The organism is Haloarcula pellucida, from assembly GCF_014647235.1.
GTDB classification, from domain to species: Archaea; Halobacteriota; Halobacteria; order Halobacteriales; family Haloarculaceae; genus Haloarcula; species Haloarcula pellucida.
This window is the reverse complement of the sequence record NZ_BMOU01000004.1, coordinates 306,638-329,223: the sequence shown is the minus strand read 5'-3', so window position 1 is coordinate 329,223 and position 22,586 is coordinate 306,638. Positions and strand designations below refer to the sequence as shown.

General features: G+C 67.6%; 25 protein-coding genes. 9 read left to right on the top strand and 16 right to left on the bottom strand.

What is annotated here, in order from left to right; all coding sequences use genetic code 11:
- Positions 1-62 precede the first annotated feature (62 nt).
- Both IEY28_RS13760 and IEY28_RS13755 read right to left on the bottom strand, forming a co-directional pair.
- A complete protein-coding gene (locus tag IEY28_RS13760; RefSeq protein ID WP_166971618.1) occupies positions 63-2,288 on the bottom strand; it encodes a CDC48 family AAA ATPase in 2,226 nt (741 codons plus the stop codon).
- 107 nt (positions 2,289-2,395) lie between these two features.
- On the bottom strand, positions 2,396-3,049 hold the full coding sequence (locus IEY28_RS13755; protein WP_188998728.1) for an L-threonylcarbamoyladenylate synthase: 654 nt from the start codon (positions 3,047-3,049) through the stop codon (positions 2,396-2,398).
- A gap of 134 nt (positions 3,050-3,183) precedes the next feature.
- Between IEY28_RS13755 and IEY28_RS13750 the strand changes: the two genes are divergently transcribed.
- Positions 3,184-3,600, top strand: coding sequence for a universal stress protein (locus IEY28_RS13750; protein WP_188998726.1), 417 nt, complete (start codon positions 3,184-3,186; stop codon positions 3,598-3,600).
- 45 nt (positions 3,601-3,645) lie between these two features.
- Positions 3,646-4,962: a nickel pincer cofactor biosynthesis protein LarC gene (larC, locus tag IEY28_RS13745; RefSeq protein ID WP_188998724.1), complete on the top strand. Its 1,317-nt coding sequence runs from the start codon at positions 3,646-3,648 to the stop codon at positions 4,960-4,962.
- Here larC and IEY28_RS13740 read toward each other — a convergent pair.
- Positions 4,959-5,726, bottom strand: coding sequence for a hypothetical protein (locus IEY28_RS13740; protein WP_188998721.1), 768 nt, complete (start codon positions 5,724-5,726; stop codon positions 4,959-4,961). The two genes, larC and IEY28_RS13740, sit on opposite strands and share 4 nt — an antisense overlap.
- A gap of 25 nt (positions 5,727-5,751) precedes the next feature.
- The gene (locus IEY28_RS20785) at positions 5,752-5,886 is read right to left on the bottom strand and encodes a hypothetical protein (RefSeq protein ID WP_268239446.1); all 135 of its coding nucleotides are present in this window, start codon (positions 5,884-5,886) and stop codon (positions 5,752-5,754) included.
- 251 nt (positions 5,887-6,137) lie between these two features.
- Here IEY28_RS20785 and IEY28_RS13735 point away from each other — a divergent pair, with 251 nt between their 5' ends.
- Both IEY28_RS13735 and radB read left to right on the top strand, forming a co-directional pair.
- Positions 6,138-6,962, top strand: a complete 825-nt coding sequence (locus IEY28_RS13735; protein ID WP_188998718.1) for a hypothetical protein — start codon at positions 6,138-6,140, stop codon at positions 6,960-6,962.
- Positions 6,963-7,008: 46 nt separating this feature from the next.
- Positions 7,009-7,722 (top strand): DNA repair and recombination protein RadB, encoded by a 714-nt coding sequence (radB, locus tag IEY28_RS13730; RefSeq protein WP_188998715.1) that lies wholly within the window; start codon positions 7,009-7,011, stop codon positions 7,720-7,722.
- A gap of 253 nt (positions 7,723-7,975) precedes the next feature.
- Here radB and phoU (IEY28_RS13725) read toward each other — a convergent pair whose 3' ends face one another.
- The 10 genes from phoU (IEY28_RS13725) to phnG all read right to left on the bottom strand — a co-directional run bounded on the left by phoU (IEY28_RS13725) (position 7,976) and on the right by phnG (position 16,364).
- Positions 7,976-8,656, bottom strand: coding sequence for a phosphate signaling complex protein PhoU (phoU, locus tag IEY28_RS13725; protein WP_188998712.1), 681 nt, complete (start codon positions 8,654-8,656; stop codon positions 7,976-7,978).
- 98 nt (positions 8,657-8,754) lie between these two features.
- Positions 8,755-9,423 (bottom strand): phosphate signaling complex protein PhoU, encoded by a 669-nt coding sequence (gene phoU / locus IEY28_RS13720; protein WP_188998709.1) that lies wholly within the window; start codon positions 9,421-9,423, stop codon positions 8,755-8,757.
- Positions 9,424-9,505: 82 nt separating this feature from the next.
- On the bottom strand, positions 9,506-10,324 hold the full coding sequence (locus IEY28_RS13715) for a sugar phosphate isomerase/epimerase family protein (RefSeq protein ID WP_229783141.1): 819 nt from the start codon (positions 10,322-10,324) through the stop codon (positions 9,506-9,508).
- Positions 10,321-11,505, bottom strand: a complete 1,185-nt coding sequence (locus IEY28_RS13710) for an alpha-D-ribose 1-methylphosphonate 5-triphosphate diphosphatase (RefSeq protein WP_188998706.1) — start codon at positions 11,503-11,505, stop codon at positions 10,321-10,323. Before IEY28_RS13710 ends, IEY28_RS13715 begins: the two co-directional genes overlap by 4 nt.
- Positions 11,502-12,260: a phosphonate C-P lyase system protein PhnL gene (locus tag IEY28_RS13705; protein ID WP_188998703.1), complete on the bottom strand. Its 759-nt coding sequence runs from the start codon at positions 12,258-12,260 to the stop codon at positions 11,502-11,504. The genes IEY28_RS13710 and IEY28_RS13705 overlap by 4 nt, the downstream gene beginning before the upstream one ends.
- A complete protein-coding gene (locus IEY28_RS13700) occupies positions 12,257-13,087 on the bottom strand; it encodes an ATP-binding cassette domain-containing protein (protein WP_188998700.1) in 831 nt (276 codons plus the stop codon). The genes IEY28_RS13705 and IEY28_RS13700 overlap by 4 nt, the downstream gene beginning before the upstream one ends.
- Positions 13,084-14,172, bottom strand: coding sequence for an alpha-D-ribose 1-methylphosphonate 5-phosphate C-P-lyase PhnJ (locus tag IEY28_RS13695; protein WP_188998697.1), 1,089 nt, complete (start codon positions 14,170-14,172; stop codon positions 13,084-13,086). Before IEY28_RS13695 ends, IEY28_RS13700 begins: the two co-directional genes overlap by 4 nt.
- Entirely contained in the window at positions 14,165-15,337 is a 1,173-nt protein-coding gene (locus IEY28_RS13690; protein WP_188998694.1) for a carbon-phosphorus lyase complex subunit PhnI, read from the bottom strand. The genes IEY28_RS13695 and IEY28_RS13690 overlap by 8 nt, the downstream gene beginning before the upstream one ends.
- On the bottom strand, positions 15,337-15,924 hold the full coding sequence (phnH, locus tag IEY28_RS13685; RefSeq protein WP_188998691.1) for a phosphonate C-P lyase system protein PhnH: 588 nt from the start codon (positions 15,922-15,924) through the stop codon (positions 15,337-15,339). Before phnH ends, IEY28_RS13690 begins: the two co-directional genes overlap by 1 nt.
- Positions 15,921-16,364: a phosphonate C-P lyase system protein PhnG gene (gene phnG / locus IEY28_RS13680; RefSeq protein WP_188998688.1), complete on the bottom strand. Its 444-nt coding sequence runs from the start codon at positions 16,362-16,364 to the stop codon at positions 15,921-15,923. The genes phnH and phnG overlap by 4 nt, the downstream gene beginning before the upstream one ends.
- A gap of 226 nt (positions 16,365-16,590) precedes the next feature.
- Between phnG and IEY28_RS13675 the strand changes: the two genes are divergently transcribed.
- From IEY28_RS13675 to IEY28_RS13660, 4 genes are read left to right on the top strand one after another with little or no spacing between them, the layout of a single operon-like run.
- Complete coding sequence (locus tag IEY28_RS13675) at positions 16,591-17,592, top strand: substrate-binding domain-containing protein (protein ID WP_188998685.1); 1,002 nt, start codon at positions 16,591-16,593, stop codon at positions 17,590-17,592.
- 21 nt (positions 17,593-17,613) lie between these two features.
- Positions 17,614-18,408: a phosphonate ABC transporter ATP-binding protein gene (locus IEY28_RS13670; RefSeq protein ID WP_188998682.1), complete on the top strand. Its 795-nt coding sequence runs from the start codon at positions 17,614-17,616 to the stop codon at positions 18,406-18,408.
- Positions 18,405-19,400, top strand: a complete 996-nt coding sequence (gene phnE / locus IEY28_RS13665) for a phosphonate ABC transporter, permease protein PhnE (protein WP_229783140.1) — start codon at positions 18,405-18,407, stop codon at positions 19,398-19,400. Before IEY28_RS13670 ends, phnE begins: the two co-directional genes overlap by 4 nt.
- Position 19,401: 1 nt before the next feature.
- Complete coding sequence (locus IEY28_RS13660) at positions 19,402-20,061, top strand: LbetaH domain-containing protein (RefSeq protein WP_188998679.1); 660 nt, start codon at positions 19,402-19,404, stop codon at positions 20,059-20,061.
- A gap of 40 nt (positions 20,062-20,101) precedes the next feature.
- Here the strand turns inward: IEY28_RS13660 and IEY28_RS13655 are convergent, their stop codons facing one another.
- Together IEY28_RS13655 and IEY28_RS13650 are read right to left on the bottom strand one after the other, a co-directional pair.
- Positions 20,102-20,269: a hypothetical protein gene (locus IEY28_RS13655; protein ID WP_188998676.1), complete on the bottom strand. Its 168-nt coding sequence runs from the start codon at positions 20,267-20,269 to the stop codon at positions 20,102-20,104.
- Positions 20,270-20,297: 28 nt separating this feature from the next.
- A complete protein-coding gene (locus tag IEY28_RS13650; RefSeq protein ID WP_188998674.1) occupies positions 20,298-21,206 on the bottom strand; it encodes a helix-turn-helix domain-containing protein in 909 nt (302 codons plus the stop codon).
- Positions 21,207-21,398: 192 nt separating this feature from the next.
- Between IEY28_RS13650 and IEY28_RS13645 the strand changes: the two genes are divergently transcribed.
- The gene (locus tag IEY28_RS13645; protein ID WP_188998669.1) at positions 21,399-22,412 is read left to right on the top strand and encodes a phosphate signaling complex PhoU family protein; all 1,014 of its coding nucleotides are present in this window, start codon (positions 21,399-21,401) and stop codon (positions 22,410-22,412) included.
- The last annotated feature ends 174 nt before the right edge of the window (positions 22,413-22,586 follow it).

The window sequence follows — 22,586 nt, the reverse complement described above, 5'->3', positions numbered from 1 at the left end:
AGCGTAAAACCCCTCCGGTACGCCGGTCGACTGGTACTCGTCCGGAACTAAAACCGAGGTCGCTACTGGAAGCCGATGCGGCCGCCGCTGCCGGCCTGTCGCTGCGGGCTGGACCCGCCTTTGAACTCCTCTTGCATCTGCTCGTAGTACTCGCGGATGTCGTCGGTAATCGTCGGGCGGACGCTGTCCATTGCCTGCCGGAAGTGGCGCATCTCCACCTCGTCGGCGTCGTCGGCCTCGCGCAGGGCCTCGATGGCGGCCTCGCGGGCGATGGACTCGAGGTCCGAGCCGACGAACCCGTCGGAGCGTTCGGCGAGTTCACGCAGGCTGACGTCGGGGGCCAGCGGCGTGTCGTCGGTGTGAATCTTCAGTATCTGCTCGCGGCCCTCGACGTCGGGTTCGCCGATCATGACCAGTCGGTCGAAGCGACCCGAGCGGATGAGCGCCGGGTCGATCATGTCCGGGCGATTGGTCGCGCCGATGACCATCACGTCCTCCATCTCTTCGAGGCCGTCGAGCTCGGTCAGCAGTTGGTTGACGACGCGCTCTGAGACGTTCGAGCCCATGTCGCCGCCCCGCCCCGGCGCGAGCGAGTCGAGTTCGTCGAAGAAGATGACCGTCGGGGCCACCTGTCGGGCCTTCCGGAACGTCTGGCGGATGGCCTTCTCCGATTCACCGACCCACTTACTGAGCAGTTGCGGACCGCGGACGCTGATGAAGTTCGCGTCGGTCTCGTTGGCGACGGCCTTCGCCATCAGCGTCTTCCCGGTGCCGGGTGGGCCGTACAGCAACACGCCCGAGGGCGGGGTGACGCCCATGCGCTCGAACTTCTCGGGGGAGTTCATCGGCCACTCGACGGCCTCCTGTACCTGCTCTTTGGCGGATTCGAGGCCGCCGACGCTGTCCCAGGAGACCTTGGGCAATTCGACGAGGACCTCCCGCATCGCGCTGGGGCTGACCTCGTTGAGCGCCCCTTTGAAGTCCTCGCGCTTGATTATCATCCGGTCGATGAGGCTCGGCGGGATGTCCTCCTCGTCTAAGTCGATCTCGGGGAGGTACCGGCGCAGGGCCTTCATCGCGGCCTCTTTCGTGAGGCTCTCGATGTCGGCGCCGACGAAGCCGTGGGTGTCGGTCGCCATCTTCGCGAGATTGACGTCGTCAGAGAGGGGCATCCCGCGGGTGTGAATCTGGAGAATCTCCTCGCGGCCCACCTCGTCGGGGACGCCGATTTCGATTTCGCGGTCGAAGCGGCCCGGGCGGCGGAGCGCCGGGTCGACCGAGTCGACGCGGTTGGTCGCGGCGATGACGATGACCTGGCCCCGGGATTCGAGGCCGTCCATCATCGTCAGCAGCTGGGCGACGACCCGGCGCTCGACCTCGCCGGTGACGTCCTCGCGCTTGGGCGCGATAGAGTCCAGTTCGTCGATAAAGATGATAGCGGGCGACTCTTCGCTGGCGTCCTCGAATATCTCCCTGAGTTGCTGTTCGGACTCGCCGTAGTACTTCGAGATGATCTCCGGCCCGGCGATAGAGAAGAAACTGGCAGAGGTCTCGTTGGCGACGGCTTTCGCGAGCAGGGTCTTCCCCGTGCCCGGCGGGCCGTGGAGCAGGACCCCCTGCGGTGGCTCGATGCCTAGTTTCTTGAATATCTGGGGGTGTTTCATCGGCAGTTCGACCATCTCGCGGACCCGCTGAATCTCGTTCTGGAGGCCGCCGATGTCCTCGTAGGTGATGCCGCCACCGGTCTTCTCGAAGCCCGAGATGGGCTCCTCGCGGAGTTCGACCTCGGTGTCCTCGGTGATGAGACAGACGCCTTCGGGTTCCGTCTCGACGGCGATGAGCGGGATGGCCTGCCCCGGCGAGCGCATGAACGGGTGGTTCGTCGAGGACATCACGGGGACGATGTCGCGCTCGACGACCGGGCGCTTCAGAATCTGGCGCTTGACCATGCCGGCGGCGTCGGACCCGAACTGCACGGACGCCTCCTCCGGCGGCGCGAGTACCAGTTTGTCGGCCTTCTCGGCCTCGGCCTTGCGGATGGTCACGCGCTCGCCGATGCCCACGTCAGCGTTCTGCCGCGTGAACCCGTCGATGCGCACCGTGTCGGTGTTCCAGTCCTGCCGGTCGGCACGCCACACCTTCGCGGCCGTCGTGTCGCTACCCTCGATTTCGATGATGTCTCCGGGCGAGAGTTTGAGATGCAGCAACGTGTCGGGGTCGAGGCGGGCGATACCGCGTCCCGAGTCGTTCGGGTACGCCTTCGCCACTTCCAGTTGCACTTCGTTCATAGTAGAGTCGAGCTACAGAGAACTCGGGTAGCACGAGAGATATGCTTTATGCTACCGGCGGGCAGGACGCGGCAGCGACGGGTTTATATGTGAACTGCTACCACACGTCAGTCGACGCGCAACGGCGCGGCGTTCTCGACGCGTTCGACCGTCACGTCGCCCTGCCGGAGAACCGTCGCTTCGGCGGCGTCCCCGGCCGCGAGCGAGAGGATGGTCGACGCTCGCGTGGTGCCGTCCGGTTCGCCGCCGAGGACGTAGTCCGCCCCGTCACCGACGTGGGCGACGGCCGTCTCGACGTCGACCAGCTCGTCGTCCGGAACGGTCCCGGACCGGTTGGCCGAGGTCATCGCGACGGGACCGCCCACTGCGTCGGCGAACGACCGCCACACCGGGTTCGACAGGCAGCCGACACTGACGGTGCCGTTCATCCGGAGACGCTCGTGGAGCGAATCGTCGGCTACCTCGAGGACGAGGTTCAGCGGTCCCGGCCAGAACGCGTCGACGAGTGCGTCGACGACGGCGGGGTCGTCGTGGCGGCCGAACCGCCGCCAGTCGCCGGGGTCACGGACGAACAGCGTCAGCGGCTTGTGAGCCGGCCGGTCTTTGAGTTCGTAGACGCGCTCGATAGCGGCGTCGTGGTCCGGCGCAACGGTCAGCGCCATGTTCGTATCGCTCGGCGCGACGACGACGCCGCCGTTGCGGACACAGTCGGCCGCCGTCGCGACGTTCTCTGCGGACGGTTCGAGGACCGACACAGTCATAGCTTCCGTTGCTTTCGGTGTGGAAAAAGCGCTGCGGTCGCGCGACCGACGTCGAGATTCCCGCAGTCGGCAGAGACGCCGCACCGACTGCCGCCACCGCCGCGTTTGATAAGGCTGGGCGCGATAGCGCCGGTATGGTATTTCTCGTTCCCTTCGACGGATCGTCGCTCGCCGAGGCCGCACTCGACCGTGCGGTCACGTACGCCGCCGCGATGGACGTCGACGTCGTCGCCGTCAGTCTCGTCCCGACCGGGTCGGACTACGCCCAGCGCCGTCGCCGCGTCGACCCACACGAGGACTTCGCCGCCGAGACGGCCGCCGCCGACCTCCGACGGAAGATAGAGGAAGCGACCGACGACGCCGAACTCAACTACGAGGACGTCAGCGCGTACTCGGCGAACAGCCTCTCGGAGACGGTCCGGCAGGTGGCCCGAGACGTCGACGCGACGGTTGTCTTCCTCGGGAGCGCCGACACTGAGGACGTCGTCGTTCCCATCGCGGAACTGAACGAGGAGGACGCCTACGACGTACACATCGTCCGGCGCTCGTGAGACCGTTGTAGTAGGCTTTTATTCGACGGGTACGAGGGTCCGACCATGCGAACACTCGCCTTCGACGGTCGGATGGGCGCCGCCGGCGACATGGTGCTCGGTGCGTTGATCGCCGCTGGTGCCGACCGGTCCGTCCTACACCCCGTCGAAGACGCGCTCGCCGTCGACTACGCCGTCTCGACGGTCGACCGCAACGGCATCAGTGCCACGCGCGTCGAGGTACTGCTGGCCGGGGCGGACGACGACGGACACTCCGACGGTCACGACGCACACCACAGCGATGACGACGCACACGACAGTTCTGACGAACATAGCCACGACCACGGCCACACGCACGACCACGACGGCCACACGCACGCCGAAGGCCACGGCCCCACCCGAAGCTACGCCCAAGTCGTCGACGTCGTCGAGGCGATGGACCTCCCGGCGGCCGTCGAGACGGACGCGCTCGCCATCGTCGAGATTCTCGGCGCGGCCGAGGCGTCGGTCCACGGCACCGACATCGACGACACGCACTTCCACGAGGTCGGGGCCGACGACGCCATCGCGGACGTCGTCGGCGCGGCGCTGCTGCTGGACGACCTCGACGTCGACCGCGTGGTGACGACGCCGCTGGCGACCGGTGGCGGGACCGTCGAGATGAGTCACGGGACCTACCCGGTTCCGACGCCGGCCGTCGTCGAAATCGCCGAACGGGCCGACTGGTCGCTGCAGGGCGGCCCGGTCGACGCCGAACTCCTCACCCCGACCGGCGCGGCCATCCTCGCCCACGTCGCCGAGGGCGTGGACCGACTGCCGACGCTGACCGTCGACAGTGCGGGATACGGTGCGGGTGGCTGGGCGTTCGAGGACCGACCGAACGTCCTCCGGGCGATGGTCGGGCAAAGCGAAGGCCCGCTCCGTCGGGACGACATCACCGTGCTGGAGACGAATCTCGACGACGCGCCGCCCGAACTCCTCGGCGACCTCCAGCGCTCGCTCGCGGCCGTGGGCGCACGCGACGTCTCTGTGCTGCCGGCGACGATGAAGAAGTCTCGACCGGGCCACCTCGTGAAGGTCGTCTGCAAGCCCGAGGACGCCGACCGTGTCGCCCGCCGACTCGCCGAGGAGACCGGGACACTCGGGGTGCGCGAACACGGCGCGGGCCACCGCTGGGTCGCAGACCGGACCTTCGAGACGGCCACGCTGACCGTCGACGGCGAGGCGTACGAGGTGACGGTGAAAGTCGCGAGCGACAGCGACGGCGAGGTGTACGACGTGAGTGCGGAGTTCGACGACGCGGCGGCCGTCGCCGACGCCACGGACCGGCCGGTCCGCGAGATACTCCGGCGGGCAGAACAGCAGGTCCAGCAGTCGGACTAACGCTCGGTCGGGTCCGGGCCGCCGCGGTCGGTGTCCTCGCCCCGGTGTTCGGCCAGCGCGTCCTCGATAGTGAGGTCGCCGTCCGCGACCCGGCGGGCGAGTTCGGCGTCGATGGCCCGATTGGTGTCGCTCGCCTCGCGCGAGCGGTCCTTGATGCGCTGGAGTTCCCCGGGCGTCGGTTCGACGTCGCGACTGACGATTTCTTCACCCTCCAGCCGAGCGATGTTGACCGCCGCGAGGACGTCGCCCATCCCGCGGACGCCGCTACCCAGATACGGCGTCGTCCCCGTCTCGTCGACCAGTTCGACGGTCACGTCCTCGATGTCGTCGATGACGCGCGACCCGACTAGTCGTGCCCCGTCGCCGATGCGGACGAGGGGATTCACGGCGTCCTCGACCTCTCGGCGGACCACCTCGGCGGCGTCCGCGGCCGGCACCTGAAAGGCGGCGACGACCATCTCGCCGTGCAACACCGCGATGCCGGGCCTCTCGCCGGGGTCGATGCCCACGACGGTCCGTCCCGTCTCGCCGCGGAGCGTCGCGATAGCGGCCTCGACGGCCCGTCTCGGTCGGTCGGGGTCGGCCTGCACCACGTCCACGTCCTCCGGGACGTCGATGGCTTCGCCGGCGGCGACGATGGCGAGGGTCGTGTCTTCGGGCCAGTCGTCGCCGGGTTCGATGGTGGTGAACGTCACGCCGCGGTCCCGTAGCTCCGTGACCACGCCGTGGTACACCTCGAAGTCACCCGTCGCGACGACTATCACGCACCGGACTTGGGTGGGTATCCACTTACGATTGCTGGGTCGACGTCTCGCCGGGGCCGGTGGTGTCCGGTCGTGCTTCGAGGGCCACCTTTCGGAGAATCGCCACGACGCCGACGAGGTCCGCGACCGTGCACACCGCGTTCAGTACGCCTGCCAGCACCCGCGGGCCGAGGCCGTAGACCAGAGGGCGTATCCGTCCCGGCCCGACGTCCGCGCCGAGGAGGACGGCCCCGAGGAGGACGACGCCGGACAGTCGGAGAAACGTCGACCCCGTCGCGTACGAGAGCAGGCTTCGCAGTTCGCTGGAGCACAGATCTGCCGGCTTCGATCAGTACTCGAAAAAACATGTCTGCCGGCAACTACGGTCGTCGAGTGTCAATCGTTTTCAGTCCCCTCTGTGAAGCGCCAGCGATGTCACCCTCCACAGACAGCGACGCACCTCGGCGAGACGCCGACCCGCTGTTCGGCGTGGTTTCCGGGGCGTACCTCGCGCTCCTCTGCGTCCCGCCCGTCGTTCTCGTGGTCTCCCGTCTGGTCACCGGGTCGCCCGCCGCGCTGTACGGGACGGCCCTCGTCACGTTCGCCGCGGTGACCGGTGCGGGATGGTTGGGTATCGCCCGCTGGGACGGCCTCGCCGTCCGACTCGGCCGGACCGCCGTCCGATGGCTCCCGGCGGTGGTTCCCGTCGGCTACGCGCTCGGCGGGTTCGCCTCGCTCGGACAGACCGGCGTCGTCGGCGTCCTCGCCTTCTTCTTCGGCCTAGTGGCGATGCTGTTCGGCTTCGCGCTGGGCGTGATGGCTCGGACGCGGTACGCCGACGCAGTCACGGCCGACGCGACGACGGACTGTGAGTTCACCGCTGGATGGCCCGAACGGGCACGCCGGCGACTGCTCGTGGTCGCCGGGTCGCTGGTCACCGTCACCGCCGTCGGCTTCGTCGCCGGTCTACTCACGGACCGCTTCTGGCTCCAACTCGCCTCGCAGGTGCTGTTCCCGGTCGGTCTCGTCCTCGTCACCGGCAGTGAAGAGCGAACGTACACCGTCTCCGAGGCCGGCCTCGAACACCGCCTTCCCGTGGCGCGCCGCCTGTTCCCGTGGTCGGCTTTCGACGGCTACACCAGAACCGATGACGCGCTCGTCCTCCACCGTTCGTGGCGCGTCGACACCAGAATCGCACTCGCGGACCTGTCGGACCCGGACGCCGTCGACGCCGCGTTCGCTCGTTATCTCGGCTGAACCGCAGGTGCGAGCGTTTTTATCCGGACACGTCTAACCCGTTGCCGTGAGCGACCACGTCTCGACCGGCTGTGACCCGCTGGACGAGTTGTTGGGAGGGGGACTGGAGCGCGGGGCCGTCACGCAGGTCTACGGGCCGCCGGCGGCCGGCAAGACGAACCTCGCCCTCTCGGCGGCGCTCGACGTCGCCGCGGGTGGCGACGCCGCCCTCTACATCGATACCGAGGGCCTCTCGCCCGACCGGATGGAGCAGATAGCCCGCGGCCGCGCCGGGCCGAACCAGACGGTCGACGACCTCGCGGGCCGCCTCATCGTCTCGGAGGTGTTCGACTACGACGAGCAGACCGAGGCCGTCCAGGACACTGCGGAGTTCGCGGCCGAAATAGAACTCGTCGTGCTGGACAGCGCGACGGGTTTCTATCGACTCCGACGCGACGACGACGACGGCGGCGAGACGCTTCGCGACGTGGCCCGACAGATCACGCACCTCCTCTCGCTGGCCCGCAAACACGACCTCGCGGTCCTCTTTACGAATCAGGTGTTCACCGACCCGGACAGCGACCGGTCGACGGCGCTGGGCGGCCACACGCTGAACCACTGGTCGGGCGCTATCCTCAGACTCGACCGCTTTCGCGGGGGCAACCGACGGGCGACGCTGGAGAAACACCGCGCGAAGCCCGCCGGCGACACCGTCCAGTTCAGCATCACCGACGACGGACTCGTCGGTGACGACGGGCAGCAACCGCCGCGGCGCGACTGAGTTTCGGTGTGCGGTGGACGCGTCCTCGCGCTGTGAACCGCGAGAGACGAGTAGCACAACGCGAGCAACGCGGTCGGTTGGGGAGTGCTGTCGACCGTTGCTGTGCGGGAGTGCGTACCGCTCGCCGCTGGCGAGCGGTTTCACCGGACGCGCGCCGAAGATACGTCTTCCGGCCGTTTCAGCGTGGATTTTTGCACGCAGGGATGCCCGCAGGGTCGGGGGCCCGAGGACACCCGCGCCGCAAAAAGGACTCTCAGTAGATGAGGTCGTCGTCGTTCTCGACCATGTACAGCGTCCGGGCGGCGATGTTGACGGCGTGGTCGCCGACTCGCTCGATGTCCCGAATCGTCAGCAGCAGGCGCGAGACGTCGGCCATCAGTTGCTCTATCTCCGCGTCGCTGGAGTCGGCGTCTATCTCGCGCTCGATGAGGTCACGGACGACCGTCTCGGAGGCCGTCTCACAGCGACTGTCGACCTCGTCGTCGGTCTCGGCGATAGTGTAACAGAGGTCCGGGTCCTCGCGGTCGTAGGCGTCCATCGCGTTCTCGATCATCTCGATGACGACTTCGGCGACGTCCTGAATGTCGACTTCCGGATAGACGTCGCGTTCGGCCTCCAGCGAGTACTCGCCGAGATTGGTCGCGAGGTCACCGATGCGTTCGAGGTCGGTGATGATCTTGAACGACGCGGCGATAAAGCGGAGATCCGATGCGACGGGTTGTTGGAGCGCCAGCAGGTCGATACAGTCTTGTTCGAGGTCGAGATACAGCTGATTGACCTCGTCGTCGCCGTCGATGACCTGCCAGGCCATCTCTTCGTCTTTCTGTTCGAGGGCGGAAAGCCCCAGTCGCAACCGATCGAGGACGACTTCGGACATATAGAGGACGTCCTCGCGGAGCGATTCGAGAAGCTCCTGATACGATTCGCGTGGCATGGTCGGGACTCCCCCGGCCGGGCGTATCAGCCTTTCCCTTCTCCCAATATACACCGCTCTCGGTCCCTCTCACCGTAGCCGAGAGCGGCGCTCCGCGGTCAGTAGATGAGGTCGTCGCTGCTCTCGACCATGTACAGCGTGCGGGCGGCGACGTTGACGGCGTGGTCGCCCACCCGTTCGAGGTCACGTACCGTCAGGAGATATCGCTTCGTATCGGCCAACAGTGCCTCTGTGTCGTCTTCGGCGGGCGAGTGGTTCACCAGCGTCCGGACCAGGTCGTCGGTGGCGGCGCCACAGCGCTGGTCTACGTCGGTGTCGGCGGCGGCCACCTCGCGACACCGGTCGGCGTCGGCGTCCTCGTAGGCGGCCATCGCGCCGTCGAGTTGAGCCAGCACCATGTCGGCGATATCGGCGATGGGGACGTTCGGGATGGTGTCTGACTCCATCGCGTCGACGTACCCGCCGAGGTTGGCCGCGAGGTCGGCGATGCGTTCGAGGTCCGTGAGTATCTTGAACGAGGCGGCGATGAAACGGAGGTCCGAGGCCACCGGCTGCTGAAGCGCGATGAGGTCGATGCAGTCCTGCTCTAAGTCGAGGTACGACTGGTTTATCTCGTCGTCGGCCTCGGCGACGGCGCGGCCCATCCCCGGGTCGCGCCGCTCGTAGGCGGTGACCGCGCGGTCGAGGCGGTCGGTGACGTCTGCCCCCATCGCGCAGACGTCGGCCCGCAGGGCGTCGAGTTCCGACTCGAAAGTGTCACGCGTCATCCGTTCGAAGTGTGTGTCCGTTGATGTATGAGTGTGGCGGCCGCGTCAGTGGTCGTGCTCGCACGCCCGGTCGGTGGGTGTCTCAGGTATCGCTGGTGAGTCGGCTGTCTATCGGGGTCGGTTCCGCACCGACGCACCGGGCGACGTCAGCGACGGATTTCGTCTCGAAGACGAAGTAGTCGGCGGGGACGGCTTCGACGACCGGTTCGTAGTCGGTCAGCGGTTCGTGCAGGTCCGCCGTTCCGTCGTTGTCGTGGAGGTGGCAGACTCGGATGCGGTCGCCGAAGCGTTCGACGAACGCGCCCCAGTCGCAGTCGTTGACCGTCGCGTGGCCGACGTCCAGCGTGACGCCGAAGTACTCCGGGGTCACGTCTACCTCGGCGAGCACCGCTTCGAGGTCGGACGGCGTCGTCGTGTAGCGGCACTCCGACTCGTCTCTCGGCTGGTTCTCCAGGCAGAGCGGGACGCCGACGAGGTGGGCGTACTCGGCGCATTCGGCGAGCGAGTGACGCGCGTTCTCGCGGGCGGTCGAGCGGACCCACTCGGGGTAGCGGCGAGGGACGGATCCGCCGTGGACGACGACGGCCCCGGCCCCGGCGGTAGCGGCGTCGTCGATGGTCCGCTTGACCTGTCGGACCGACGCCCGCCGGGATTCCTCGTTGAAACTGCCGAGGTTCCAGTCGCGGAACGGCGCGTGATAGGTGACCGAGACGCCGTAGCGGTCGGCCAGTTCCCGTACGTCCTCGGGCGTCGGCGCGTCGGGGTGGCCGTGGAGGTACTCCCGCTTGAACTCGACGTGGTCCAATCCGAGGTCCGTGAGGTAGTCGAGGAACGCCTCGGCGGTCGCGCCGAAGCGGACGTCCATCGCCGCGCCCAGACGCGCGTCGGTCGTCGCCGTCATCGTCGCCCCTCCGCGGTCCCGTCGGCGCGATACACCCGTCTGCCGCCGACGAGCGCTCGCGTGACGGTCGGCGTCGGGTCGCGCTCTACGACGACGAGGTCGGCGCGCTTGCCCGCTTCCAGTCGCCCCCGGTCGTCGAAGCCGACGGCCTCGGCCGGGTTCGCGGTGACGCGCCGGACGCGGTCGGGCAGGGGTTCGCCGGTGTCGACGAACGCGCCGGCCAGCAGCGACGGCGGGTGGTAGTCGGCGACCAGCGTATCGACGACGCCGGCCTCGATGGCGTCGGCCGTCGAGAGGTTCCCCCACTGGCTCTCGCCCCGGACGAGGTTCGGCGCGCCCATCGCGGTAGTCATCCCGCGCTCTGTGGCGCGTTCGGCCGTTTCGAGCGTGATGGGGTACTCGGTGATGTCGACCCCGGCCGCGGCGAGGCGGTCGACTTCCGCGGGGTCCTCGTCGTCGTGGGAGGCCGTCGTCGCGCCCACCTCGTGTGCCGCCTCGACGACGCGGCCGACCCGTTCGCGGATAGTCGCCATGGAGACGCCGCTTCGCTGCTCTATCATCGCTTCGGCCTCCTCGACGGAGTGGTTCTCCGACTCCTCGTAGAACTCCAGGAACGCCTCGACGTCCTGGAACTGCCCCTTGCCGGGGACGTGATTCATCACCGAGACGAGGTCGGCGTCGCCGTTCTCGACGACCGTCGAGACGGCATCGACGCAGGCCTCCTGCGTGACCTCACACCGGGCGTGAAGTCGGTGGTCGACGAGCAGTCGGTCGGCGTCGGTGATGGCGTCGGTGAGGTCGGTCGCCAGTTCCGGCGAGCGGTTCGCCGAGCTGTCCCGTTCGAAGGAGACGGCGTGGAACTTCGTCGTGATGCCGGCGGCGACGTTGCTCCGGTCGGCCGAGGACAGCGCCATCGAGATGTCCATCCGCGCGCCCGACCGGGGGAAGAGGTGGCTCTCGATGTCGTCGCCGTGGAGGTCGACGAGGCCCGGCAGGACGTACCGCCCGGCGGCGTCGACCACGCTCTCGGCGGCGTCGGCGTCCACGTCGCCGACGGCGGCGATGCGGTCGCCTTCGACGCGGACGCCACCTTCGATCACCGCCTCGGGCGTGACGACGCGGCCGTTCACGACCGCGACGCTCCCGTTGGCGGCCGTCTCGTCGGGCACTGCGGTCGTCATCCGACCACCTCCCCTTCGAAATCGGCGACCGGGACGACGCGCTGGAGCTTCCCGTCGTCCAGCACCACCACGCGGTCGGCGACGGCTTCGATGACCGCGGTGTTGTGGAAGACGCCGACGACGGTGGTGTCTTCCCCGACGTACTCCCGCAGGAGGTCGATGGCGGCCTGCCGCGTCTCCGGGTCGAGCGCGCTGGTCGGTTCGTCCAGCAGGAGGAGGGTCGGTCTCGGCGAGAGCGCCTGCGCGAGATTGACGCGCTGGCGCTCCCCGCCGGAGAACGTCGCCGGGTACGCCTCCCAGAGTGCTTCGGGAAGGTCGAGTCGGGAGAGCAATTCGCGGGCCTCCCCGCGTGCGTCCTCGGCCGGAACGCCCTGCTCGCGGAGCGGGCGAGCGACCACGTCGACGGCCGGGACGCGCGGAATCTCGTCTAGAAACTGCGACGTGTAGCCGATGGTCGCATCGCGCAGGGCGATGACCTCGCGGTCGTCGCAGGCGGCGAGGTCGATGCCGTCGCCGGCGTCGCCGTCAGCGAGTTCGTCCGCCCCGTGGTAGACGATGCGGCCGCCGGTCGGGTCGTAGGTCCGGTAGAGGCACTTCAACAGCGAGGACTTGCCGCTGCCGGATTCTCCGACGACCGCGAGGAACTCTCCCTCGCGGACGTCGAACGAGACGTCGTCGAGTCCGACGACCTGCGTGTCGCCGAGGACGTGCATGTCGAAGGTCTTCGAGAGCCCTTCGACGGACAGTACTGTCATATTACTGAATTGATGAGGGTCTGCGTGTACTCGTGGTGCGGGTCTTCCATTACGCGGTCGGTGAGGCCCGATTCGACGACGCGGCCGTGACGCATCACCAGCGTCCGGTCGGCGAGCAGCCGGACGACGCCGAGGTCGTGAGAGACGACGACGGCGGCCACGCCCTTCTCTCGCTGGACGCGCCGGAACATGTCGAGGACGCGGGCCTGCACGCTCACGTCGAGCCCAGTCGTCGGTTCGTCCAGCACGACGAGTTCGGGGTCGTTCGCCAGCGCGCGGGCAATCTGGACGCGGCGCTGCATCCCACCGGAGTAGGTGCTGGTCGGATCGTCCATCCGGTCGACCGGAATCTCCGTGGCTTCGAACAGCTCTCGTACGCGAGCGCGAACGTCCTCGAAGGAACGCCACCCGGCCGAGAGCAGTTTCTCGGCGACGTTGCCGCCGCCCGTGAATTCGGGGTTGAGGCCGTCGCGGATGTGCTGGTGGACCAAGGCGATGTCGCCGGTCCGCAGGTCGTGGCGCGTCTCGTAGTCAACGTCCAGTAAGTTCCCCTCGTGGCCGGCGTAGCGGACTACACCGTCCGTCTCCGCGTCGGGGTCGCGCTCTAGAGCCAGTTGCTCGGCGAGGCTGGACTTGCCGGACCCGGACTCGCCGACGATTCCCAGCACCTCGCCCGCCCGCACCGTCAGGTCGGCCTCGGCGCAGGCGACGACGCTCCCGCAGTGGGGACACTGGTTCGTCCCCGCCCGGTCGCCCGTCGCGTCGAGACACCGGTCGCAGCCATCGCCGTAGACGGTCCGGAGGCCCTCGGCGTCGAGCAGCGTCATTCGCCGGCACCCCCCGAACTGGCTTCCTCGTTGTCCGGCGTCCCCGGTCCCCAGTCCACGCCCTCGCGGTCGAGGTGGTGATCTTTCGGGATATCGGAGTCCTCACGGCGCTTCTCACAGAAACTCGAATCGTTACAGGCGTAGCGCGTCTCGAAGGAGCTATCGGCGGCTTCGCCGCCCCCTTCCTCCCGCGTCGTCTGGGGTGACTCGCTCTCCTCCGAGACCTCCACGAGGTAGGTGTCGGTGGACCCGCAGGCGTGGCAGGCCGCGTCGGGAAACCGCTCGACGGTGAACTCGCGGTCCTCGAAGGCCAGCGGTTCGACGTCGGTGTGTGGCGGGACCGCGTAGATGCGGGCCTCGCGACCGGCCGCGAAGACGTACAGATTCTCGGCGTCGTCGAGTTTGGGCACGTCCCAGCGCGGGATTGGCGAGGGGTCCATCAGGTAGCGCTCGGCGACCATCGTCGGGTACCGGGAGGCGATGTTAATCTCGCCCCACTCGACGACGTTCTCGTAGAGGTGGACCCACATCTTCCCGTAGTTCTTGTGGGCGTGGCGGCGGCGGTTAGCGGCGTCCGAGGAATCGACCTTCCGAAGCGGGTCCGTGATGGGCACCTGCAACACCAGAATCTGCTCGTCGGTCAGCACCTCCTCTGGAATGCGGTGGCGAGTCTGGACGACGCCGGCCTCGGTGGTGTCCGTCGTCGTCTCGACGTCGGCGGTGTTCTCGGCCAGTCGGCGGATGTTGGCCGCGTTGACGCTCTCGTCGGCCCCCTGGTCGACGACCTTGAACGTCTCGTCGGGACCGAGTAAGGACAGTGAAGCCTGTATCCCACCGGTCCCCCACCCGCGGGCCAGCGGCATCGGCCGGGAGGCGTAGGGCACCTGATGGCCCGGGACGGCGACGGCTTTCAGCGTCGCCCGGCGCACCTCGCGCTTGGTGTGTTCGTCGAGGTACGCGTAGTTGTACCCCGACAGCCCGTCGCCGTCCAAGGAATCGAGGACGGCGTCGACGGAGTCGGTCGGGACGGTGGTACCGCCGTCGGTCGATGCAACCGGGTCGTCCGCTGTGCGTTCGTCAGTCATCGTCGCTCACCTCCGCGACCGGCGGCTCAGCCGCCGGGGTCCGGTCGTCGCTATCGCGTTCGCTGTCCTCGTCGTCGGCCTCCGTGGACACGCGCCCGTCCTCGTTCAGCCCCTTCCGTTCGCGGATGGCGCGGATGCGGTCGAGGATGGACTGGAAGGTGACGTAGTGGGGCAGTTTGAGGTGTTCGATGAAGCCGAAGGAGTCCATCCCGTCGACGGTGTCCAGCACGAACTCGGGGTTCTCGGCGGGTTCGTCCTCGCCGTCGAGTTGGATGGATGCGTCCAAGATGGTCATCCCGATGGCCTTGCGCTCGTTGCGCCCGAAGGTCAGGCCGTAGCCGAAGGCGAACTGCGGGTCCTCGCGCTTGGCGTAGACGGGGACGACGGCCTCGGACTCGCTGACTTCCGCGTGAGCGACCGTCACCTCGTCGCCGGTGTAGGGATGCTCGATTCGCACGGGGAGTTCGCCGATGCGGACCTCCGCCAGCGTCGGGTGGACCTGTCCGTAGCCCCGGAGCGCGGAGTAAGCGAGCGCCGTGACCGCGCCCGTCTCGCCGCGGGCGAGTTCCTGCAGGACCGCGTCGCGCTCCGGCGGATGCGTCACCGGCTCTCGCGTGGTGTCGGTCGGCTCCTCGACGCCGGCCTCGTCGGGTTCGGCGACCAGTCCCTCCTCGCGGAGGAGTTCCATCACGTTGGTCAGGTCCTCGGGGTCGCCCGCGTCCTCGATGTCCCACTCCTCGGTGGGGTCCTCGGCGTCGCCCTCCAGGAGGTCGAAGTCGAGCAGTCGCTGGGTGTAGTCCTTCGTCGGCCCGAGAATCTGCCCGCCGGGGACGTCCTTGAACGCCGGGGAGACGCGCCGACTGGCGACCATCTCGCTGGGCGCTATCGGCTCGGTCTCGTCGTACCGCTCCAGCGTCGAGCGGTAGGCCCGAAGCAGGAACGCCGCCTCGACGGTGTCGCCCTGCGCCTGCTTGACCGCGAGCGCCGCGAGTCGGGGGGCGTACAATCCCGCCTCGCTCATCGCCTGCGAGGTGAGTCGGCCCAACTGCTCGTCTATCTGTTCGACGGCGACGTCCTCGCCATCGCCCGCCGTTCGCTGTTTCTCGAACAGTTCTTCGGCGCGCTCGATTAGCTCCTCGCCCGCGGTGACGGCGACGTACCCCATCAGGCCACCTCCTCGGCGGCCGTCTCGTCGGCAGTCGTCTCGTCGCTCACGGTCAGCGTCACCGAGCGGGGAATCGCCGCGACGCGGTCGCCCGCCGCGAAGACGGCGTCGACGCCGCGCGGATACTCGGATTGGGCGGTTGCGAGGGCGTCGAGTTCGCTCGGCGGCACTCCGACGGAGAGCGTCGCCGTCCCGTCTACGCCCGGGCCGAAGAGCGTCACCGGTGTCAGGTCCTCGCTCCGACCGCTCGCACACTCGGCCTCGTACACGACGGTCGCGCCGCCGCTGGGTTCGACGAGCGTGCCGCGTGTACACTCTCTGACGTCGAACGCGTGGGACTCGCGTGCGTGGACGATGTCCGCCACCTCGGGCGGGGCCGCGTCGAGACGGCCCTGACTCGACAGCGCCTCGCGTAGCGTCTCGTCGTCGGTGGCGACGGTCACCTCGTGGTCTACGAGCGTCGCCACGACGGCGTAGTCGGCCGGTTCGGGGACCGACTCGACCGTTCCCGGACGACTCATCGCGTCCAGCAGCGCCCGGAACGTCTCGCGCGTCTCGTGGACCGGGTCGATGCCGAGCGCCCTCATTCCTCGTCCTCCATCGTCTCGAAGTCGACGGTCGTGTGCTTGCTCTCGGCCCACGCCCGTGCGCGCTCTCGCTCGTGCCGGTCGGCGACGCGGCGGAGTTCCGCGACGATGTCCTCGGTCAGCGGGTGGCCCCCGGCGACGGCGGCGTCTACGATGGCCCCCGAGAGCGCGGCGCGTTCGGCTTTCCCGGGAACCATCGCAAAGCCGCGGTGGCCGTCGAGCGTCACTTCCGCCGGCGTGACGACGACTTCGCCGAGGTTGAACGGACGGCGCTCGACCGGTTCGACCACCCGTTGCATCAGCAGTTGCGGCTTCGGGTCCTGTCGCACCGACAGCGGCGGGTCGTCTTCCAGAACGTCGTCGGCGAACCGGGCGAGCGTCGCGCCCTCGCAGGCGGCTACCAACTCGAATCGGTCCGAACGGTCGTGTGGGTCAACCATGCACTCGGTCGAAAGCAAGCGACAACCGCTGCATAAGGGTTCGCTGGGTACTCTCTATCGTTCGTGTTCTCCCCGTGCTCGAACCCGCCCTCGTCGTTTTCGGTACGGACTAGTCTGTACTCGGTAGCGTCTGCTGCCTCTCAGTGCGTGGTCCAGACGCGAAATACGGACCGCCCGGACTCTACGCAGGCAACTGTTATTCGACCCCTTTGCTACGCACCGAGTGATGACAGACAGCGTGTCAGCGACGGGCGGTACGGGGTCGAAAACGAGCCGACGCGGGTTCCTCGTGAAATCCGGGGTCGCCGCTGGGGCCCTGACCGGCCTCGCCGGGTGTTCGAGCGTGATGGGGTCCTCCGACGGAGCCGAGACGGTGACGATGCTCCTCACGCCGGACAACCCGTCCGACGTCCGTCGGCGTTACGAGCCGATGCACAACCTCATCGAGGGCGAGGTGGACGGCGTCGAAGTCGAGACGCAGGTCCCGCAGGACTACTCCGCGATTCGCCCGGCGCTGAAGAGCGAGCAGGCCGAAATCGGGATGGACGACATCACGCTCATCTCGAACCCGGACCTCATGGACGTCTACGGCACGGCCGTCACGGGCGGGTCCGCGTTCTACTTCTCGGTGATGCTGACCAACCCCGACTCGAACATCCAGCAGCGAACCGACGTCGAGGGCGAGACGATGGCCTTCGCCGACCGCCTCTCGACGAGCGGGTCCATCTTCGCCGTCTACGCGCTCAAGCAGGCCGGACTGGACGTCGGCGAGGCCCCCGACGGCGACCCGGTCGACTTCGAGGGTAGCTGGTCGAACCACGAGGTCGCGCTGGAGAAACTCGGCAACGGCGAGGCCGACGCCGCGACCACTTGGGGCGGCAACGGCATCGCGCACATCCCGAGCGGAACGGAAGTTCCCGACCGCGTCGACCAGAAGAGCTCGTTCCTCGACACCATCGGCTCCGAGTCGCCGAAGTTCCGCCCCTTCTGGTGGTCCTTCCCCATCCCGAAACAGCCGGTCTACGCCCGGAAAACGTGGAAATCCGACAAGAAAGACGAGATCGGGACCGTGCTGCGCAACTCCGATAAGGGACTCATCCAGCAGTACTACCCCGAGGACTACGACGAGGAGGAACTGCCCTTCACGACGCTGGCTCAGACCTCGATGAAGGAGTACCAACCCGTCATCAAGCGCCTCGACGCCCTCGGCATCGAACTGGGCGAGTAACCACGCGAAGATTTCAGTCCCATGAGCACACTCACAGTCGAGAACCTCACCAAGGAGTACGGCGACGTGACCGCCGTCGAGGACGTCTCCTTCGAGATAGAGGACGAGTTCGTCGTCCTACTGGGCGAGTCCGGGGCCGGGAAGTCGACGATGCTTCGCTGCATCAACGGCCTGACCGAACCGACCAGCGGCGGCGTCTACCTCGACGGGGACCCCCTCGTCGGATCACAGCCCGAAGTGGGAATGATATTCCAGCAGCACAACCTCGTCGAGGGCGTCTCGGCGTACCTGAACGCGCTCAACGGCTCGCTGGAGCGGACCGGCCTACTGGAGAGCCTCTTCCAGTGGCAACACCGCGAGGACAAGGAACGGGCGCTCGACGCCCTCCAGACGGTCGGGCTACTGGACGAGGCCCACCAGCGCGTCTCCCAGATGAGCGGGGGGCAGCAACAGCGCGTCGGCATCGCCCGCGCGCTCGTTCAGGACCCCTCGCTCCTGCTGGCCGACGAACCAGTCGCCAGCCTCGACCCGGCTAGCGCCGAGACGGTGATGGGCTACTTGAAGAAAGCCGCCGGCGTCCACGAGGTGACGGCGCTGGTGAGCCTCCACCAGGTCAACATCGCGGCCCACTTCGGCGAGCGGTTCATTGGCCTGCGGGACGGCCACCTCCTGTTCGACGTCGAACCGGACGAGTTGACCCCGGCGCTCATCGACGACCTCTACGGCAGCGTCGAGACGGTCGGCCTGGCCGAACAGCGCGACGGCGCGGAGAAGAGCGACGAGAACGATACCCCCGGTCAGAGGGTCGAAGCGTGAGTTCGAAGTCCGCTGACGGCGGCGGCCTCAGGGAGTATCTGGGTTTCGCCTCGCTGGGCGAGTCCCCGACGGAGCAGAAGCTCCGGGAGATGAAACGCCGGACGACGCTCCGGCGACTCTACACGCTCGTCGGCCTCGTCTTCGGCGTGCTGTTCTTCTTCCTCAGCCTCTACATGGTCGGCTTCTCGATAGTCGAACTGGTCACGCAGATTCCCCAGTTCCTCGAAGCCCTGACCGAGTACTTCCCGCCGACCACGTACTACGGGATTCCGTTCGTCGACGTCGGGCAGTACTGGCAGTTCATCGTCGCCGAGAACCTCTTTCGGGCCTCGCTCGTCACCGTCTCCATCGCCTTCGCCGGGTCCGTCCTCGGGTTGCCGGGCGCGCTCTTCTTCGGCGTGATGGCGAGCGAGCGGGTCGTTCCCTACCCCTTCAACTTCCTCTTTCGCGCGACGATGAGCTTCATCCGCGCCATCCCGGCGCTGGTGTGGGTACTCATCCTCATCCCGCTGGGCGGCGTCAGTCCGTTCACGGCGACGCTGGCCATTATGATAGACACCACCGGCTACCTCGGTCGCCTGTTCACCGACGAACTCGAAGAGATAGCCGACGGCCCCATCGAGGGTATCCGCTCGACCGGCGCGAACAAGCCGCAGGTCATCTCCTTCGGAATGCTGAGTCAGGTGTTCCGCCAGTTCATCGCGTGGATAGCGTTCGACTTAGAACACAACGTCCGGGTCGCCATCAGCCTCGGCCTCATCGGGGCTGGCGGCCTCGGTCTGGAACTGGACATCCAGCGCAAGACGTTCAACTACACGGAGATGATGGCCTGCATCATCCTCATCCTCCTGCTCGCCGGGTCCGTCGAACTGCTGAGCCAGCGGATTCGGTCGTACCTCCGCGACGACGAGGCAGTCGAACAGAGCGGCGTGCTGGAGGCGTTCCTGAACGCGCCGAAGAAGATACTCGAATCCACCGCGGGGCGGCGGTAGGATGGTCTACGTCGAAGACCACGGTCCCGACCGCATCCGCGAGTTGGGCCCCGAACCCACGCTGCACGACCCCGTCACCATCTCCGAGAGCGAACTCGGCGAGTGGACCGAAGTGAGGCGGGGCACGCGCATGCACGCCTCGGCCATCGGCGACTACACCTACTTGATGGAGCGGGTGCAACTGGACTACGCGACGGTCGGGAAGTTCGGCAACGTCGCCGCCAGCGCCCGTCTCGGCCCGACCAACCACCCCATCGACCGCCCGACGGCCCATCACTTCACCTACCGCGCCGGGATGTACGACATGGGCGAGGACGACGACTCTATCTTCGAGTGGCGGGCCGGCCAAGAAGTGGCGGTCGGTCACGACGTGTGGATAGGCCACGGCGCTATCGTCCTGCCCGGCGTCACCGTCGGCAACGGGGCCGTCGTCGCTGCCGGCGCGGTCGTCGCTCACGACGTGCCCGCCTACACCGTCGTCGCGGGCGTGCCAGCCGAACCCATCCGCAGGCGGTTCCCCGAGGACGTGGCTCGGCGCGTCGAGGCGACAGAGTGGTGGGAGTGGGACCACGAGACGCTCGCCGACCGACTGCCAGCGTTCCGTGACCTCGACCGGTTTCTCGACACCTACGCGCCCGAGTCAGTCGAAGCGGCGGACTGACGGCGCGGCCTTTCACCACGTCCGCGAGAACGCCGAACAGTCACTCCTCGTTCAGCGTGAGCGTGTGCTCTCTGACGGCACCGCACGACGGGCACTCGTGTTCGTAGTGAATCTCGTGGCCGTCCGTCTCGCTGGACCACCTCCCGCTCTCGCTCCGGTGTTCTCGCCGGATACGTTCCCCGATCAGTTGGTCGAAGCGTTCGAACACGGCGAGATAGAGCCCTGAGGCCGCGGCGCTATATCATTACGTGGTCGGGCTCGACGCCGGAGTGGAGCGTCACCGCCAGTTCGGCGGCGTCCACCCAGTAGTAGATGGCCCGCTCCAGCGCTCGGGTCACCGTCACGAGGTAGCCGTACAGTTCCATGTCGTAGGCCGTGACGAGTTCGAACAGTTCGTCTAAGTCCCGGTGGACCGCCTCCTCGGCCACTCGCAGGTCCTCGTGGGCCGTGAGGTCACAGTCGAAGAGGATGGCCGAGAGGTGGTCGTTGATTCGGTCCCCCGCCTCGAAGATGTCCGCGAGTCGCTCCCCGACGACGCCCGTCGCGGGCGGCGACCGGTCGCCCACCACGTCGGCGACGAAGCAGGCGCGGTCCCCGACGATCTCGAGGTTGGTGGCGATGGTTGCGAGGTCCGCAGCCACTCGGTTTCCCGGCCAGTCCGTCGTCAGGGTGTACGACTTCAGTTCCGCGATGACGGCGAAGTACCGCTCGTTGGTCAGCGATTCCAGGGTGTCGGCCGAGCGCTCCGGCTCCTCGCCTTCGAAGGCCGCGCGGGCGGCTTCGTACTGCGTGGTCGTGACGTCTTCGAGGCGTTCGAGTAGGTCGAGGACCGCCGGCCCGCGGTCGTTGGGCGGCGTCTCACCGTTCTCTCGCTTGGCGTCGGTGTCGCCGTGGAGACGGGAGATGCCCGTCGCGTCGGCGTACACCGCGGCGTCGTCGACGACGTACCCCTTCTGGACGACGCCTTCGCTCTTCAGTTCCTGTAGAATCTCGGAGAGATACTGTTCGGAGATTCCCACCGTCGCCGCGAGATCGGCCTTCGTCTCCGGCGCGGTTCGGTCTATCGCTTCGACGACTTGCACGCGCGTCGCGTCGCGTCCTTGCTGGGTCGCGGCCAGCGGTCGCTGCCACGGTTGGCGGGACATACTCGGCGATTCGAGAGGCGGCCAATAGGGGTATCCCACAGACTGTCTGGACGGCTATATAGCAGTCCGGCTTCCCGGACGAGAGTTTACCCGAACCCGTCACTGTTCGGGGCCGTACCGATATATGCCGATCAACACCGGAACGTACCACTCATATAAAACCTAACACGGGATGTGTGGGGAGTGACTCCCATGGAGACGCGAAAGGTCCAGCTCTCGGGGGGGACGACCTACACCGTTTCGCTGCCGAAGACGTGGGCGAACGAACACGGGATAGAGTCCGGGTCGGTACTCACGCTACATCCGAACGGCGACGGCTCGCTGCTGGTCGAGGCGAGCAGGGACCGCTCGGCCACGGAGCGTTCGACCACTGTCGACGTGGCGACCGACTCGGAGAACGCCCTCCGGCAGCGCATCCGCGCACTGCACGCCGTCGGCTTCGATTCGGTGACGCTGCTGGACACCTCCGGCCACGGGAAAGCCCGGCGCGCCCTCGTCGAAGAGACCGTCGCGGAACTGTCCGGCTTCGAACTGCTGGAGGCCGGCGACACCCGCATCCGCCTGACGAACCTCATCGACGCCCAGAACGTCGACGTCCGGAAGTCGGCCCTGCGTCTCCGATTGGTGATGCTCTCGATGCACCGGGACGCCGTCGACTCCGTTATCGACGCCGACGAGAGCCTCGCTCGGCGCGTCGTCGACCGGGACGGCGAGGCGGACAAACTGTTCGCCATGGTGACCCGGCACTTCCGCCGGGCGCTGACCGACCTCCACGAAGTGGAGAAACTCGACCACGGCCGGGACGAACTGTTCGAGTACTACTACGCCAGTCGGCAGTTCGAACGCGTCGCCGACCACGCGGTGAAGATGGCGAAGTTCGTCATCGACCCCGAGGCCGCCGTCCCCGCGGCGTTCGCCGACCGCCTCTCGACGCTCGCGGCCAGTTCCCGGCAGGTGGTGGACGACGCCGCCGACGTCATCCTCGCCGACGCCGGTATCGACGCCGCCCACTCGGCCCTCGCCGAGCGGGACCGACTGGCCGACGGCCTCACGGAACTGGACCGCGAGTTGTACAGCCACGACGACCCGGCCGAAGCGTACGTCGTCGGCCTCCTGCTGGACAGCATCCGACGAACAGCCGAGTACGGGATGAACATCGCCGGGGTCGCCATCCAGCAGACGGTTCGTGAGGGGATGGACGACTGATACGGACTGCTGTAGCTATCTTCCAAGTCGACCGCACGGCGCGTGCGCTCGGTCCGGTAACGAACTAGGTGCCCGTATGACCGGTTCCGACGACGACACACCGGGAGTCGAGACACCGATCCCATCGGGCACTCGAGTCTGACGGTTTTAATACCGTCGCCCCGCCAGCCAACG

Coding starts and splice junctions, on each gene's coding strand:
- IEY28_RS13760 (WP_166971618.1), bottom strand. CDS start 2,288: ATGAACGAAGTGCAACTGGAAGTGGCGAAGGCGTACCCGAACGACTCG.
- IEY28_RS13755 (WP_188998728.1), bottom strand. CDS start 3,049: ATGACTGTGTCGGTCCTCGAACCGTCCGCAGAGAACGTCGCGACGGCG.
- IEY28_RS13750 (WP_188998726.1), top strand. CDS start 3,184: ATGGTATTTCTCGTTCCCTTCGACGGATCGTCGCTCGCCGAGGCCGCA.
- larC (WP_188998724.1), top strand. CDS start 3,646: ATGCGAACACTCGCCTTCGACGGTCGGATGGGCGCCGCCGGCGACATG.
- IEY28_RS13735 (WP_188998718.1), top strand. CDS start 6,138: ATGTCACCCTCCACAGACAGCGACGCACCTCGGCGAGACGCCGACCCG.
- phoU (WP_188998712.1), bottom strand. CDS start 8,656: ATGCCACGCGAATCGTATCAGGAGCTTCTCGAATCGCTCCGCGAGGAC.
- phoU (WP_188998709.1), bottom strand. CDS start 9,423: ATGACGCGTGACACTTTCGAGTCGGAACTCGACGCCCTGCGGGCCGAC.
- IEY28_RS13715 (WP_229783141.1), bottom strand. CDS start 10,324: ATGACGGCGACGACCGACGCGCGTCTGGGCGCGGCGATGGACGTCCGC.
- IEY28_RS13710 (WP_188998706.1), bottom strand. CDS start 11,505: ATGACGACCGCAGTGCCCGACGAGACGGCCGCCAACGGGAGCGTCGCG.
- IEY28_RS13705 (WP_188998703.1), bottom strand. CDS start 12,260: ATGACAGTACTGTCCGTCGAAGGGCTCTCGAAGACCTTCGACATGCAC.
- IEY28_RS13700 (WP_188998700.1), bottom strand. CDS start 13,087: ATGACGCTGCTCGACGCCGAGGGCCTCCGGACCGTCTACGGCGATGGC.
- IEY28_RS13695 (WP_188998697.1), bottom strand. CDS start 14,172: ATGACTGACGAACGCACAGCGGACGACCCGGTTGCATCGACCGACGGC.
- IEY28_RS13690 (WP_188998694.1), bottom strand. CDS start 15,337: ATGGGGTACGTCGCCGTCACCGCGGGCGAGGAGCTAATCGAGCGCGCC.
- phnH (WP_188998691.1), bottom strand. CDS start 15,924: ATGAGGGCGCTCGGCATCGACCCGGTCCACGAGACGCGCGAGACGTTC.
- phnG (WP_188998688.1), bottom strand. CDS start 16,364: ATGGTTGACCCACACGACCGTTCGGACCGATTCGAGTTGGTAGCCGCC.
- IEY28_RS13675 (WP_188998685.1), top strand. CDS start 16,591: ATGACAGACAGCGTGTCAGCGACGGGCGGTACGGGGTCGAAAACGAGC.
- IEY28_RS13670 (WP_188998682.1), top strand. CDS start 17,614: ATGAGCACACTCACAGTCGAGAACCTCACCAAGGAGTACGGCGACGTG.
- IEY28_RS13660 (WP_188998679.1), top strand. CDS start 19,402: ATGGTCTACGTCGAAGACCACGGTCCCGACCGCATCCGCGAGTTGGGC.
- IEY28_RS13650 (WP_188998674.1), bottom strand. CDS start 21,206: ATGTCCCGCCAACCGTGGCAGCGACCGCTGGCCGCGACCCAGCAAGGA.
- IEY28_RS13645 (WP_188998669.1), top strand. CDS start 21,399: ATGGAGACGCGAAAGGTCCAGCTCTCGGGGGGGACGACCTACACCGTT.